This window comes from Kocuria sp. SM24M-10 (assembly GCF_001027955.1).
Classification (GTDB): Bacteria; Actinomycetota; Actinomycetes; order Actinomycetales; family Micrococcaceae; genus Kocuria; species Kocuria oceani.
In genome coordinates this window covers 19,808-34,123 of the sequence record NZ_LDNX01000141.1, presented here as the reverse complement: position 1 = coordinate 34,123, position 14,316 = coordinate 19,808, and the positions used below count along the sequence as shown (strand labels likewise).

General features: G+C 76.1%; 14 protein-coding genes. 9 read left to right on the top strand and 5 right to left on the bottom strand.

All coding sequences use genetic code 11. From position 1 onward, the window contains the following. The 4 genes from ptsP to ABL57_RS17190 form a co-directional block, all read left to right on the top strand. Positions 1-1,518: phosphoenolpyruvate--protein phosphotransferase (gene ptsP, locus ABL57_RS17205; protein WP_047804701.1), on the top strand; the 1,518-nt coding region annotated here is incomplete at its 5' end. A gap of 109 nt (positions 1,519-1,627) precedes the next feature. Beyond that, positions 1,628-2,605, top strand: a complete 978-nt coding sequence (locus tag ABL57_RS17200; RefSeq protein WP_047804700.1) for a 1,4-dihydroxy-2-naphthoyl-CoA synthase — start codon at positions 1,628-1,630, stop codon at positions 2,603-2,605. 77 nt (positions 2,606-2,682) lie between these two features. After that, the gene (locus ABL57_RS17195) at positions 2,683-3,834 is read left to right on the top strand and encodes an AMP-binding protein (protein ID WP_047804699.1); all 1,152 of its coding nucleotides are present in this window, start codon (positions 2,683-2,685) and stop codon (positions 3,832-3,834) included. A 121-nt stretch (positions 3,835-3,955) separates the two neighbouring features. Then, positions 3,956-4,837 carry a 1,4-dihydroxy-2-naphthoate polyprenyltransferase gene (locus ABL57_RS17190; protein ID WP_047804698.1) on the top strand — a complete coding sequence of 294 codons (882 nt, stop codon included), beginning with the start codon at positions 3,956-3,958 and terminating at the stop codon, positions 4,835-4,837. A 15-nt stretch (positions 4,838-4,852) separates the two neighbouring features. Here ABL57_RS17190 and ABL57_RS17185 read toward each other — a convergent pair whose 3' ends face one another. Next, positions 4,853-5,140, bottom strand: a complete 288-nt coding sequence (locus ABL57_RS17185; protein ID WP_047804697.1) for a DUF4229 domain-containing protein — start codon at positions 5,138-5,140, stop codon at positions 4,853-4,855. Between the two features lie 81 nt (positions 5,141-5,221). Between ABL57_RS17185 and ABL57_RS17180 the strand changes: the two genes are divergently transcribed. The 5 genes from ABL57_RS17180 (at position 5,222) to ABL57_RS17160 (ending at position 9,879) form a co-directional block, all read left to right on the top strand. Further along, positions 5,222-5,680, top strand: coding sequence for a PLDc N-terminal domain-containing protein (locus tag ABL57_RS17180; protein WP_047804696.1), 459 nt, complete (start codon positions 5,222-5,224; stop codon positions 5,678-5,680). A gap of 48 nt (positions 5,681-5,728) precedes the next feature. After that, positions 5,729-6,949 (top strand): sensor histidine kinase, encoded by a 1,221-nt coding sequence (locus ABL57_RS17175; RefSeq protein ID WP_053005085.1) that lies wholly within the window; start codon positions 5,729-5,731, stop codon positions 6,947-6,949. Further along, entirely contained in the window at positions 6,946-7,689 is a 744-nt protein-coding gene (locus ABL57_RS17170; RefSeq protein ID WP_371212490.1) for a response regulator, read from the top strand. The genes ABL57_RS17175 and ABL57_RS17170 overlap by 4 nt, the downstream gene beginning before the upstream one ends. Positions 7,690-7,783: 94 nt before the next feature. After that, entirely contained in the window at positions 7,784-8,527 is a 744-nt protein-coding gene (locus tag ABL57_RS17165) for an ABC transporter ATP-binding protein (protein ID WP_047804695.1), read from the top strand. After that, entirely contained in the window at positions 8,524-9,879 is a 1,356-nt protein-coding gene (locus tag ABL57_RS17160) for a hypothetical protein (protein WP_047804694.1), read from the top strand. Before ABL57_RS17165 ends, ABL57_RS17160 begins: the two co-directional genes overlap by 4 nt. A gap of 178 nt (positions 9,880-10,057) precedes the next feature. On the opposite strand, the gene ccsB is transcribed toward ABL57_RS17160, so the two are convergent. From ccsB to ABL57_RS17140, 4 genes are read right to left on the bottom strand one after another with little or no spacing between them, the layout of a single operon-like run. After that, positions 10,058-11,131: a c-type cytochrome biogenesis protein CcsB gene (ccsB, locus tag ABL57_RS17155; RefSeq protein ID WP_047804693.1), complete on the bottom strand. Its 1,074-nt coding sequence runs from the start codon at positions 11,129-11,131 to the stop codon at positions 10,058-10,060. A gap of 13 nt (positions 11,132-11,144) precedes the next feature. Then, positions 11,145-12,881, bottom strand: a complete 1,737-nt coding sequence (locus tag ABL57_RS17150; RefSeq protein WP_238986106.1) for a cytochrome c biogenesis protein ResB — start codon at positions 12,879-12,881, stop codon at positions 11,145-11,147. A 44-nt stretch (positions 12,882-12,925) separates the two neighbouring features. Then, entirely contained in the window at positions 12,926-13,687 is a 762-nt protein-coding gene (locus ABL57_RS17145) for a cytochrome c biogenesis CcdA family protein (RefSeq protein WP_047804692.1), read from the bottom strand. Continuing rightward, positions 13,684-14,307, bottom strand: a complete 624-nt coding sequence (locus tag ABL57_RS17140; protein ID WP_047804691.1) for a TlpA disulfide reductase family protein — start codon at positions 14,305-14,307, stop codon at positions 13,684-13,686. Before ABL57_RS17140 ends, ABL57_RS17145 begins: the two co-directional genes overlap by 4 nt. Positions 14,308-14,316: the final 9 nt, after the last annotated feature.

Genomic DNA, 14,316 nt, shown 5'->3' with positions numbered 1-14,316 from the left:
GCCGTCCTCGAGGCCCACGAGGCCCTGCTGGCCGACCCCGAGCTGGCCGGCGCGGTGGCCGCCGACGTCGCCGCCGGCGCGGCCGCGCCCACGGCGTGGGGGGACCGGCTCGCCGCGCTGGGCGGGGAGCTCGAGGCGATGGACGACCCCTACCTGCGAGCGCGCGCCGAGGACGTCCGCAGCGTGCGGCGGCGGGTGCTCGCCGCGCTGGCCGGACCCGGCGCCCCGGACGAGGCGGTCCCGGCGGACGGTCCGCCCGTGGTCCTCGTGCTGCGGGAGCTCGACGCCGCGACGGCGGCGACGCTGGACCCGCAGCGGGTCGCTGGCGTCGCCGCGCTGGCGGGCGGGGACACCGGCCACGGCGTCCTGGTCGCCCGCTCGCGCGGCGTCCCGGTGTACCCCGACGCCGGTCCGGCCGCGGCGGACGTGGCACCCGGCGCGGTCATCGGCTTCGACGCGCGGGACCGGCGGTTCGTCGTCGACCCCGACGAGGACACCCGGCGCTCCCTCCGCGAGCTGTCGGCCGCCCGGGCCGCCGAGGCCGAACGCGCCCTTGCGCGGGCCCACGAGCCGGGCGCGACCGCGGACGGCCACCCGGTGCCGGTGCTCGCCAACGTCACGACGCCCGCCGACGCCGGCCGTGCCGTCGCGTCCGGCGCGCAGGGGTGCGGGCTGCTGCGCACCGAGATCCTGTTCGGCCACCTGGACGACGCCCCGTCGGTCGACGCGCAGGCGGCCGCGTTCGCCGGGATCGCCGAGGCGTTCGCCGGGCGGCCCGTGACCGTCCGCACCTGGGACGTGGGCGGCGACAAGCCGCTGCCGTTCCTGCCGGCGCCCGCCGAGGCGAACCCGTTCCTCGGCGAGCGCGGGCTTCGGCTCATGCGGCGGGCCCCGGAGGTGCTCCTCGACCAGCTGACCGCGGTCTGCCAGGTGGCCCGGGACCACCCGGTGCACGTCATGTTCCCGATGGTCAGCACCGCCGAGGAGGTGGCGTGGGCGCTGGAGCGGCTCGACGAGGCGGCCGCGGCGGCCGGCGGCCGTCCGGCGGGGATGCGGGTCGGCGTCATGGTCGAGGTCCCGGCCGCCGCCCTGGCCGTGCGCCGCGTGGCGCAGGGCCTCGACTTCGTGAGCATCGGCACCAACGACCTCGCGCAGTACACGATGGCGGCCGAGCGGGGCAACACCGCGGTCTCCGCGCTGGCCGACGCCCGGCACCCCGCCGTGCTCGACCTGGTGGCCCGGGTGTGCGCCGACGTGCCCGAGGGCACGCACGTCGCGGTGTGCGGCGACCTCGCCGGTGACCCGGCGGCGGCGGTGGTGCTCGCCGGGCTGGGCGTCGAGGAGCTCAGCGTGGTGCCCACCCAGGTGGCCCTCGTCAAGGCGCGGTTGCGGGAGGTGACCCTGGCCGGCGCGCGGGACCTCGCCCGGCGGGCGCTGGCCTGCGAGTCCGCCGACGAGGTCCGTGCGCTGCTCGCGGGCGCCGCCGGCCCGGCGGACGCGGACCGGGCGGGACGCTGACCGTGCTCGCCCCTGCCCGGCCGTGGCCGCCCGCCCGCCACGGCACCGCTCGGGGCGGTCCGGGGGCCCGGCTCGAAGCCGGCGGGAGCGGCCCCGTAGACTCGGACCCGTGACCGACGCGACCCCGACCCCTGCCGGCAGCCACCTCCCCGAGCGGGTCTCCGAGCTCTTCGACCCGGCGCAGTGGCGCACGGTCGAGGGCTTCGAGGACCTCAGCGACCTCACCTACCACCGCGCCGTGGAGCGGGACGGCGACGGTGCCGTGCTGCGCGACCTGCCGTGGGTGCGGGTCGCCTTCCACCGCCCGGAGGTCCGCAACGCCTTCCGCCCCGGCACCGTGGACGAGCTGTACCGCGCCCTCGACCACGCCCGGATGAGCTCCGACGTGGGCGCCGTGATCCTCACCGGCAACGGCCCCTCCGCCAAGGACGGCGGCTGGGCCTTCTGCTCCGGCGGGGACCAGCGCATCCGCGGCCGCGACGGCTACCGCTACGCCGGGGGCGAGACCGCCGAGTCCATCGACCCGGCCCGCGCGGGGCGGCTGCACATCCTCGAGGTGCAGCGGCTGATCCGCACGATGCCCAAGGTGGTGATCGCCGCGGTGCCCGGCTGGGCCGCCGGCGGCGGCCACTCCCTGCACGTGGTCTGCGACCTCACGATCGCCTCCCGCGAGCACGCCCGGTTCAAGCAGACCGACGCCACGGTGGGCTCCTTCGACGCCGGCTACGGCTCGGCCCTGCTGGCCCGCCAGGTGGGGCAGAAGTTCGCCCGGGAGATCTTCTTCCTCGCCCGCGAGTACGACGCCCAGCGGATGCTCGAGATGGGCGCGGTCAACGAGGTCGTCCCGCACGCGCAGCTGGAGGACGCGGCGGTCGCCGCCGCCCGGGACGTGGCCGCGCAGTCCCCGCAGGCGATCCGGATGCTGAAGTTCGCGTTCAACCTGCCCGACGACGGCATGGTCGGCCAGCAGGTCTTCGCCGGGGAGGCGACCCGGATGGCCTACATGACCGACGAGGCCGTCGAGGGCCGGGACGCGTTCCTGGGCAAGCGGGACCCCGACTGGTCCGGCTTCCCGTACTACTTCTAGGCCGCGGTCCGGCCGGGACGGTCCGACCGGGCCGGGGCGGCCGGGCACCGGGCGGCAGCACGAGGAGGAGGGCCGCGATGGCCGAGCTGATCGTTCCCGACGACGCCGTGGTCCTCGACGGCCCCGTGGCCGGCGACCCCCTGCGGCTGCTGTCGCCGCTGACCCGGGTCCTCGGGCGGGCGGGACCCGCCGTCGTGGTGCGCACCTCCGGGTCGACCGGCCGCGCCAAGCGCACGGTGCTCACGCGGGACGCCCTCGCCGCGTCCTCCATGGCCACCGCGGTGCGCACGGGCGCGGTGGGCCAGTGGCTGCTGGCCCTGCCCGTCCACTACGTCGCCGGGCTCCAGGTCCTGGTCCGCTCCCTCTACGCCGGGACGGACCCCGTGGTGCTGGACCCCGCCGCCCGCTTCACCCCGGAGGCCTTCGCGGAGGCCGCCGCACGGCTGGAGGACCCGGTGCGCTTCACCTCTTTGGTCCCCACCCAGCTGCAGCGGATCCTCGAGCCGGAGTCCGGGGTCCGCAACGGGGACGCCGTCTCGGCCCTGAAGAGCTTCTCCGCGGTCCTGCTGGGCGGCTCGGCGGCCTCCCCGCGGCTGCTCGCGGCCGCCCGGGAGGCGGACCTGCGGGTGATCAGCACCTACGGGATGTCCGAGACCTGCGGAGGCTGCGTCTACGACGGCGTGGCCCTGGACGGGGTCTCCGTGCACGTCGAGCAGGACGGCGGGCGGCCCGGCACCCCGTCCGCGCCGGGGCCCGGGCGGATCTGGCTGGGCGGGGCGGTGGTCGCCGCGGGCTACGCCGGGGACCCGGAGCAGACCGCGCGGCACTTCCACGAGGCCGCGGGGACCCGCTGGTACCGCACGGACGACCTCGGGGAGCTCTCCCCGGACGGCGTGCTCTCCGTGCACGGGCGGGTCGACGACGTCCTGAACACCGGCGGGGTGAAGGTCTCCGCGGGGCGGGTCACCGCCGTGCTGGACCGGCACCCGGCCGTGCGCCAGGCGCTCGTGCTGGGCGTGCCCGACCCCGAGTGGGGCCAGGCGGTGGGCGCCGCCGTGGTCGCGGCCGCGGGCACCGACCGGGCCCGGCTGCGCGCCGAGCTCGCGGAGGCGGTGCGCGCCGAGCACGGGAGCGCCGCCGTGCCCCGCCGCTGGGCCTGGCCCCAGGAGCTGCCGATGCTGCCCACCGGCAAGCCGGACCGCGCGGCGGTGGCCCGCCTGCTCGGCTGAGCCGGGCGGGCCCGGCCCGGGACCGTGACACAATGGTGGGCGGCCCGGACCCCCGCCGCGGTCCCCACCCCGCGCGGGACGCACCGCGGCCGCGCCAGACGCATCTTGACGGAGGTAGCCCGTGGCCACGCCAGCACAGTGGATCGAGGGAGCCCGGCTCCGGACGCTGCCCATGGCGGTGGCCCCGGTCGTGGCCGGCTCCGCAGCGGCCCAGGCCCTGCACTCCTTCGACCTCGTCCGCGCGGTCCTCGCCCTGCTGGTGGCCCTCTTCCTGCAGATCGGCGTGAACTACGCCAACGACTACTCCGACGGCATCAAGGGCACCGACGACGTGCGGGTCGGCCCGCTGCGGCTGACCGGCTCCGGGGCCGCGGCCCCCGGGCAGGTGAAGGCGGCGGCGCTGCTGTGCTTCGGCCTGGGCGCGCTCGCCGGCGCGGCCCTGGTGGTGCTCAGCCGCCAGTGGTGGTTCATCCCCGTGGGGCTCTCCGCCGTGCTCGCCGCGTGGGGCTACACCGGCGGGCGGACCCCGTACGGGTACCGGGGGCTCGGCGACGTGTTCGTGTTCGTGTACTTCGGGCTCGTGGCCGTGCTCGGCACCACGCTGACCCAGGCCGGCGCCCTCAATCCCGAGGCGTGGGTCGCGGCCCTGTCCACCGGCCTGATCGCCACCGCCCTGCTGATGGCCAACAACATCCGGGACCTGCCCGGGGACCGGGAGGTCGGCAAGCGGACGCTGGCCGTGCGGCTGGGCGATCCGCCGGCCCGGGTGGTGTTCACCGCCGAGATCGCCGTGGCGCTCGCGCTGGTGCTGTTCCTGGTGCCCGGCAACCCGTGGATGCTCCTCGTGCTGCTGCTCGTGCCGGTGGCGCTGCCGCCGGTGGCCACGGTCCTGCGGGTGCAGGACCGCCGCCAGCTCATCCCCGTGCTGAAGCAGGTCGGGGTGCTCAACGTGGGGTGGGCCGTGCTGTTCTCCCTGGCGGTGCTGCTGCAGCAGTGGCTGTGAGCCCGCGCTGAGCGCTCAGACCTCGCGCCCGTCCTCGCGCAGCGTCCGGTCCACGTAGGCGTCCTCGGCCTCCTGGTCCTCGAGCGCCACGCGGTCACGGGGCCGCGGGGAGCGGGCGACCCACCGGCGCAGCTCCTCCCCCGCGGCCGTGTGCAGGCGCGGGAAGAACAGGTAGGAGACCGCGAAGGACGCGGCCACGGCGGCGATCCCGGACAGGATCAGCCCCACGCCCAGCCACATGCTGAGCAGGAAGACCAGCACGAGGATGCCGAAGCGGAGCAGGGAGTACTTCAGGAAGTTCACCCCGCCAGTCTACCGAGCGCACCTGGAAGATCTCCCCGGGCGCTGAGCTGGCGCCCAGGCAACTCCCCTACGATTGTCGGCATGGGCAGAGCCATCCTCATCATCGGCGCAGCCGCACTGGCGGTGGGCGTCATCGTGTACTCCCTCATCGAGTGCGCCCGGACCGACAGCGCCGCCATGCGCGGCCTCCGCAAGGGGGGCTGGATCGCGGTGATCGTCCTCCTCCCGCTGCTCGGCGCGCTCCTGTGGCTGTTCCTGGGCCGCCCTCGGGGCACCGCGGACTCCTCCGCCCCCGCGCGCGGGAAGGGCCCGGACGACGACCCCCAGTTCCTGCGCAACCTCGAGGAGCGCCGCCGGCAGCAGGAGCAGGCCGAGAAGCTGCGCCGGTGGGAGGAGGAGCTGCGCCGCGGCGGCGGGACCACCGGTGGGCGCCCCGAACAGGGCGGGCCCGGGGGCGGGTCCCCCGGCGGCTCCTCGGCCGGCCGCGCCGACGACGCCTCCGACGACTCCCCCGGCAAGAACCGGCCGCCGCGCGACTGACGCCCCTCCCCGGGGCCGCGCCGCCGGCGGCCCTAGACTCGGGGCACCATGTCCGTGATCCCCCGCCTGCACAGCGCCGCCCGGCGCCACCCCGCGCGCGCCGACTCCCTGGGCGTGCTGCCCGCGGCCCTGCTCACCCTCGCCGTCGGCGCCGGCACGCCGCCCGGGGCGGCCCCGGTCTGGCTCCTCTCCCTCGCCGCCACCGTCCCGCTGTGCTGGCGGCGCACCCGCCCCACGGCCGCGGCCGCCGCGGTGGCCGCGGCCCTGCTGCTCTCCCTGGTCCTGCAGGCGGTGCCCTATCCGGCCCTGTGGGCGGTGCCCTGGGCGGTGTACTCGGTCTCCGCGCACGGGAGCGTGCGCGGGCGGCGGGCCCTGCTGGCCGCGGGCGTGCTCGGTGCCGTGCTCCTCGGCCACCACCTGACCCATGCCGCCCTCGGCGGCGCGGCGCAGATGAGCTGGTGGGAGCGCGGGCTGATGTGGCTGTCCGTCAGCGGCGGCGCCGCCGTGGTGGTGCTCGCGGCCTTCGCGTTCGGCGGCTGGCGCCGGCTCAGCCTGCTCCGGGACCGCGAGCTCCTGGAGCGGGCCCAGCGGCTGGAGCGCGAGCGGGACCAGGAGCGGCGGCTCGCCGCCCAGGACGAGCGCACCCGCATCGCCCGTGAGATGCACGACGTCGTGGCGCACTCCCTGTCCGTGATCATCGCCCAGGCCGACGGCGCCCGCTACGCCGTCGCCTCGGCCGGGGGCGCCCCCGCCCCGGAGACGGCCTCGGCGGCGCTGGCGACGATCGCGGCGACGGGCCGGTCCTCGCTGACCCAGATGCGCCGCCTGCTCGGGGTGCTGCGCACCGACGACGGCGGCGCGCTCGCGCCGCTGCCCGGTCTGGCGGACCTGCCCGCGCTCGTGGCCGGCTGCACCGGCACCGGCGCCGACGTGCGGCTGCGGGTGCACGGGGAGCCTGAGCCCGGCCGGCTGCCCTCCGGCGCCGAGCTGGCGGTCTACCGGATCGTCCAGGAGGCCCTGACCAACGCCCTGCGCCACGCCCCCGGGCTGCGCACGGTGACCGTCGAGCTGCGGTGGACCCGTGAGGGACTCAGCGGGTCCGTGCACAACGACGGCGTCACGGCCGACCCCCGCAGCGCCCCGGCTCCCGGCAACGGCCTGCGGGGGATGCGCGAGCGCGCCGACCTCTACGCCGGCACGGTCTCGGCCGGCCCCTGCCCCCCGGACGGCTTCCGCGTCCGGTTCTCCGTCCCCCACCAGGAGCGCTGACCGTGTCCCTCTTCCCCGCGACCGCCCCTGTGCCCGAGCCTGCGCCCGGGCCCGTGCGGGTGCTCATCGTCGACGACCAGCAGCTCGTGCGCGGCGGCTTCCGCATGCTGCTGGACTCCCAGCCCGATCTCGAGGTGGTCGCCGAGAGCGGGGACGGCGCCGACGCCGTGCGCGCCGTGGAGCGCCTGCGGCAGGCCGGGTCCGGGCCGGACGTGGTCCTGATGGACGTCCGGATGCCGGTGCTCGACGGGATCGCCGCCACCCGGCAGATCCTCGACCGCCACGGCACGGACGTGCGGATCGTGGTCCTGACCACCTTCGACCTCGACGAGTACGCCCTGGACGCGTTGCGGGCCGGCGCCAGCGGCTTCCTGCTCAAGGACGCGCTGCCGGAGGAGCTGCTCGCCGCCGTGCGCACCGTCCACCGCGGCGACGCGGTGATCGCCCCGTCCACCACCCGGCGGCTGATCGGCCACTTCGTGCTGGAGCCCGCGGCCGGGCCCGCCGAGGACTCCGCCGCGCCCCGGCCCCACGCCGCGGCGATCGCGACCCTCACCGCCCGCGAGCACGAGGTCTTCCTGCTGATGGCCCGCGGCCTGTCCAACGGGGAGATCATGGGCGAGCTGTTCCTCTCCGAGGCGACCGTGAAGACCCACGTCTCCCACGTCCTGGCCAAGCTCGGCGTCCGGGACCGGGTGCAGGCCGTGGTCCTCGCCTACGAGTCGGGGCTGATGGACTGAGCACCGGTTCTCATGCCCGGGGATGAGAGGCCCCGGGCCGGGATCATGCCGGGCTCCGATGCGCCCGCAGGGAGCGCCGGGGGACGCTGGCAGCATGATCACCTCCACCGCTCCCCCCGCCCTGCACGCCCACCGCCTGCACCAGGCCTACGGCGCCGCCACCGCCCTCGACGGCGTCACCCTGACCGTCCACCACGGGGAGTCCGTGGCGGTGATGGGCGCCTCCGGGTGCGGCAAGACCACCCTGTTGCACTGCCTGGCGGGCATCGTCGTGCCCGACCGCGGCGGCGTGACCCTGGACGTCCCGGGCGGTCCGGTGACCCTCTCGGCCGCCTCCGCCGACCAGCGCGCGGTGCTGCGCCGGTCCCACCTCGGCTTCGTCTTCCAGCAGGGCCTGCTGCTGCCCGAGCTGACCGCCCTCGAGAACGTGGCGGTGGCCGCGATGCTCGCCGGCACGTCACGGCGGGAGGCCGAGCGGGCGGGCGCCGGGCTGCTGGGGCGGCTGGGCCTGGACGGCCTGGGCGGTCGCCGCATCGGGCAGCTCTCGGGCGGGCAGGCCCAGCGCGTGGCCATCGCCCGGTCCCAGGTGAACCGCCCGGCCGTGACCTTCGCCGACGAGCCCACCGGTGCGCTCGACTCGCGGACCTCCGAGGAGGTGATGTCCCTGCTGCTGGCCGCGACCTCCGGCGCCGGCACCACGCTCGTGGTGGTCACCCACGACGAGTCCGTGGCCGCCCGGTGCGCCCGGGTGGTCCGGATGCGCGACGGCCGTGTGGTCTCGGACGCCGTCCCCGCCGGCGCTGTGCCGGCGGGGACGGCGGCGGGTGCCCTCCGATGACCCTGCTGCGCCTCCTGCCCCTGTTCGTCACCCGGTCCGCGTTCCTCTCCGCGCCCGGTCTGCTGACCGTCGCGGCCTTCGCCGCGCCCACGGCGCTGCTGGTGGTGGTCGGCGGCGGCACCGCCGCCTTCTTCCGCGCGGACGGTGAGCTGGCGGCGCTCTACCGGTCGCTCGCCCTCGTGGCCGTGGCCCTGCTGCTGGTCCCGTTCCTCTCCCTGGGCGCTGCCGCCGCCCGGCTCTCCGCCCGGAGGCAGGACGACCGGCTGTCCGCCCTCTCCCTGCTCGGCGCCTCCCGCGGCACGGTGACCGGGCTGGCGCTGGTCGAGCCGCTGCTGCTCGCCGGCTCCGGGGTGGTGCTCGGGGCCGTGGCGGCACCGCTGCTCGCCCTGCCGCTCGGACTCGTCCCGTTCCGCGGCGCGCCCCTGGGCTGGCGCGCGCTGCTGCCCCCGGCGCCGCTGCTGGCGGGCCTGCTCGCCGGGGTGCTGGTCGTCGCCCTCGGCAGCGCCGCCGTGGGCGTGCGCCGCCTCACGGTCGGTCCGCTGGCGGTGCGGCTGCGCCACGAGGCCCCGCGGGTGCGTGCCCGCCGGCTGCTCGTGGGCGGGGCACTGTTCTCGGCGGCGCTGATCGCCGCGGTGGCTGGGCAGACCGTGGCCCCCTCCGTGGCGGTGATGGTCGCCCTGAGTGCGGCCGCGATCACCGGCGGCGCCCTCGTGCTGCACCTCGTGGGGGTGTGGCTGGTCGGCGCCCAGGCACGGCGCCGGGTGCGGCGCGCCGGCAGCCCCGAGCAGCTGCTGGCGGCCCGTGGCGTGCTGGAGGACCCCCGGCAGGCGTGGTCGCAGGTCTCCGGGGTGGCCCTGACCGCCTTCACGGCCACGTTCGTGGGCTCCGGAGCAGCCCTGGTCGGGGCCGGACCGGGCGGGGCGGGGACGGCCTCGATGACGCCGGAGGAGGCCTGGCTGGTCCGGGACGTGGCCACGGGCGTCCTGCTCACGCTGGGCATCTCGTTCCTGATGGTGGCCGTCTCGGCGGTGGTCAACCAGGCCGCCCTGATCCACGACCGGCGGTGGCTCTACGCGGGCCTGCACGCCCTGGGCGCGGACACGCGAACCCTGCACGCAGCGCGCGTGCGCACGGTGATGCAGCCGCTGCTGCTGGTGGCAGCCGTGTCCGGGCTTGCGGGGCTGGTGCTCGCCGCCCCCATGGCCGGGCCCGCGGCCGTGCTGGCCCCGGGCACCCTTGCGCTGATGCTTGGCTCCGTGGCGGCGGGGGCGCTGCTGGTGCGCGCCGGCCTGGAGCTCACCCGGCCGGTGCTGGCCGCCGTGGCGCGCGCTCCCGCCCGTGCGGCGGGCTGAGCGTCCCGGGGAGCACCGCGGCCCGCACCGGCAGTGGTGCCGGTGCGGGCCGCGGTGGGAGTGCAGTGGGAGGACCGCCGCGCGCGGGCTGCGGGCCCGTGCCGTGGCGCCGAGGGCGCCCGTGCCGCGGGGAGAGTGCTGCGCGGGGAGAGTGCTGCGCGGGGAGCGGCCGGGAGGCTTAGACGCCGGCGTAGGAGTGCAGGCCGGCGAAGAGGGTGTTGACCACGGTGAAGTTGAAGATGATGCACAGGTACCCGGCGATCGACAGCCACGCCGAGCGGGTGCCGGTCCAGCCGCGGGTCGCGCGGGCGTGCATGTAGGCGGCGTAGACCACCCAGATCACGAAGGTCCAGACCTCCTTGGTGTCCCAGCCCCAGTACCGGCCCCACGCCTGCTCGGCCCAGATGGCCCCGGCGGCGAGGGTGAAGGTCCAGAAGGCGAAGCCGACCGCGTTGAGCCGGAAGGACAGGTTCTCCAACGCCTGGGCGGACGGGACCATCCGCAGGAAGTCCATGCCGGGGGCCTGCCCGGCCAGGATCGCCCGCTCACGCCGGGCCTGCAGCAGCTGCAGCACGGCCATGGCGAAGGTGATGGTGAACACGCCGGAGGCCGCCACCGCGATGGACACGTGGATCACCAGCCACCAGGACTGCAGGGCGGGCTGCAGCGGGCCCACGGGCGTGGGGAAGCCGATCGTCGCCGCGCAGAGCATGATCACCACGAGCCCGGAGACGAGGGTCCCCACGAAGCGCAGGTCCCGGGCGAGCAGGGCCAGCAGGTAGACCCCGGCGACGACGAGGGCGCCCGTGGTGCAGAACTCGTACATGTTGCCCCAGGGCACCCGGCCCGCGGCGAACGCCCGGCTCACCACGGCGGCGGCGTGGACCAGGAACGCGAGGACCATGACGGCCACGGCCACGCGCGCCGCGGGTCGGCGCTCCCCGGTGTAGCGCATCTGCTCGTCGGCCACGTGCCCGGCCAGCGCGGAGCGGGCACCCGTGCGGTAGCCGCGCCCGCGGTGGCCGGCCCCGTGCCCGGCCCGCGCGTCGGCGGGCTCGGCGGCGTCCTGCGCCCCCGCCCCGGCCGTCGCGGCGCCGACGAGCTCGCGGTCCTCGGCCTCGGCCGTGCCGCGCAGGGTCTTGGAGTGGGCGGCCATGTCCCACGCGAAGGCGACGAAGCTGACCAGGTAGGTCATGGCGGCCAGGAGCATGAACAGCTCGCTCCAGGCGCCCAGGGTCTCGTTGACGGTCATGCCGCTCATCCTCTCACTCGTTCCCGGACGCCGGCTCGGAGCCGGCCCGGGCGGGGGCGGGCCCCGCGGTCTCCCGGTCCTGCACGCCGGCGGACTCCCACTGCCCGGTCCACAGCTCGCCCAGCCGCTCGGCCTCGGCCGCGAGCCGGGGGTCCTCGCCGCGCGCCAGCAGCCCGTACTCGAGCACCGTGCAGCCCCGGCCGTCCTCGTCCGTGCCCCGCGCCGCCCGCACCCAGACGCGGCGGCGGGAGATGAACAGGGACATCAGCAGCCCCGTGAAGGCCAGCACGAAGGAGACCAGGGCGCCCGTCTTGCCGGGGTCGTAGTGGACGTCCAGGCCCACGTAGCGCTTCACGTCGAGGAACTCCACGGTGCCCTTGCCGTCGGGCAGCTCGTGCACGGGGTTCGCGGCGTCGAGGGTGATCGCGCCGTTCTCGTTGGTCATGGCGTTGAGCTCGGTGAGCTGCTCGACGTCGAGCACGTACACGTTCTGCGGGGCGCCGGTGTCCAGGCCCAGGTCCCCGTGGTAGGCGGAGAGGATGAGCCGGGGGTTGGCCAGGCCCGGGTCCACCGAGCGGGGCATCTCCCCCTCCCCGCCCACGGCGGTGGGCAGGAGCAGCCCCACGAAGCCGAGCTGGTCGGGCCGGGCGTCCGGGACCTTGAGCACGAGCGAGGAGGTGTACACGCCGTCGGAGGGGACGGTCACCACGGGGCCCTCGAAGGCGACGTCCCCGTTGCCGTCCGTCACCCGGATCACCGGGGCGTAGCCGTTGCCCACGAGGTAGCTCTTCACGCCGTTCACGTTCAGCGGCTGGTTGACCTTCAGGACCTCCTCCCGCGGCTCGGCCCCGGGCTCGTCCTGCACGGTGACCTCGGCGGTGAAGTCCAGCGGCGCCCCGTAGTTGCGCGGGTTCGTGGTGTCCCGGTTGAACTCGGCCTCGAAGCGGTCGAGCCGGACCGAGAACGGCTCCAGCCAGTCGGCGTCGTAGTTGGTGCCGGGGGTGAAGGAGTCGTAGCCGATGAGGGTGTTGACGAAGGACTCGCCCTCCACGACCACCCGCTGGCCCTTGTAGCCGAACAGGGACCCGACGGCCACGGAGACCAGCACGCCCAGCAGCGCCAGGTGGAAGACGATGTTGCCGACCTCCTTCCACATCCCGCGCTCGGCGGCGACCGAGGGGGCGGCCGAGCCGGCGTCCCGCACCGCGACCCGGTAGCCGCGCTTCTTCAGCAGCCGGGCCGCGTCGGCGACGACGTCGTCGGGGGCCGGGGCCTCGGCGCCGTCGCGGCCGCCGAGCGTCAGCGCGCGGTGCTCGGGCAGCCGCTCCAGCCGCCGCGGGGTGCGCGGCGGCTCGGCCCGCCAGGCCCGCCAGTGCTTGGCCGCGCGCGGCAGCACGCAGCCCACGAGGGAGACGAACAGCAGGATGTAGACGGCGGAGAACCAGGCCGAGGAGAACACGTCGAAGAACTGCAGCCGGTCCAGCCACTCCCCCAGGACCGGGTTGTTGTCCAGGTAGTCCTGCACGGCCGCCGGGTCCTGGATGCGCTGCGGGAAGATCGAGCCGGGCACCGCCGCGACGGCCAGCAGCAGGAGCAGGAACAGGGCCGTGTTCATCTTCGTGAGCTGCGTCCACGCCCACCGGGCCATGCCGCGGGGCCCCAGGGCGGGGAGCTCGGCGTCGGAGGAGCGCCCGCGGGGCGGTTCCGTGGGCGCGGCGGGACCCGACGAGGGAGGCGCTGGTGTGCTCATGTCGGTCTTTCTGTGGTCGGGGCGGGACGGGGTGCCGGAGGTGCTCAGATCGGCATCACCCAGTCGGTGACGAGCTCGGCCTGCACCCAGGAGACGAACGCGGTCCACGCCCCCGTCATCATGAGCAGCCCGACCAGGACGAGGAGACCCCCGCCGGCGCGCTGGATGGTGAGGCGGTGCCGGCGGAAGAATCCCATGGCCCCCATGCCGCGGCGCAGCGCCAGGGCCAGGAGCAGGAAGGGCACCCCCAGGCCCAGGCAGTAGGCCACCGTGAGCACGGCGGCCTTCCCGGCCGAGGCGCCGTCCACGTACACGAGCGCCTGCACGGCGGCGAACGTCGGGCCGATGCAGGGCGCCCAGCCGAGGCCGAAGGTGACGCCGAGCAGCGGGGCGCCCCACAGACCGGGCGGGGGGCGGCGCTCGATCTTGCGGTCCCGCTGGAAGAACGACACCCCGCCGAGGAAGACGACGCCCATGAGCACCACCAGCGCGCCGAGGACCACGGTGATCCAGCTCTGGCCCAGGAACCAGGCGTAGGCGCCCAGCTGGGCGAGCAGCACGGACATGAGCAGGAACACGGCCGAGAAGCCGAGCACGAACAGGCTGATCCCGGCCAGCACCCGGCCGCGGCGCTGGTCCTGCAGGTCCGCGCCGGTCAGGCCCGTCACGTAGCCCAGGTAGCCGGGCACGAGCGGCAGCACGCACGGGGAGGCGAAGGAGACCAGTCCGGCGAGCAGGGCCACGGGCAGGGCGACGAGGAGGGAGCCGTCGAGGACGATCTCGGCGAACGGGTTGCCGGCCGTCATGCCGCTTCGGCCACCGTGTCCTCGAGCAGGGTCTCCAGCACGGAGCGCTCGGCGATGCCGAGGATGCGGGCGGCCACCCGGCCCTCGGCGTCGAGGACCAGCGTGGTGGGCACGGCCTGCGGGGGCACGTAGGCGCTCAGGGCCATCAGCACGCCCCCGTCCTTGTCCTCGAAGGAGGGGTAGGGGATCTCGAAGGTGCGCTCGAACGCCTCCGCGGTGGCCTGCTCGTCGCGCAGGTTCACGCCGTAGAAGGCGGCCCGGCCGTCGAAGCGCTCGGCGAGCTCCCGGAGGTCGGGGGCCTCGACCCGGCACGGGGCGCACCCGGCGTACCAGAAGTTGAGCAGCGCGGGGGCCCCGCGGAGGTCCTCGGCCGAGACCACGGTGCCGTCGAACAGGGTGCCCTCGAACTGCACGGGCTCCCCGCGCTCCCCGGCCGCGTACTCCGAGACGGTGCCGTCGCCGGCGATGTAGCCCTTCTGGTCCCCGGAGTTGGCCTGCTGGGCCAGCGAGTCCTCCTCGGTGCACCCGGCGAGGGCGAGCCCGAGGACGCCCAGGCCCGCGAGCGAGAGCACGCGGCGGCGGGACGGACGGGAGGAGGCGGACGAGGGACGGGAGGTCACGGACGGATC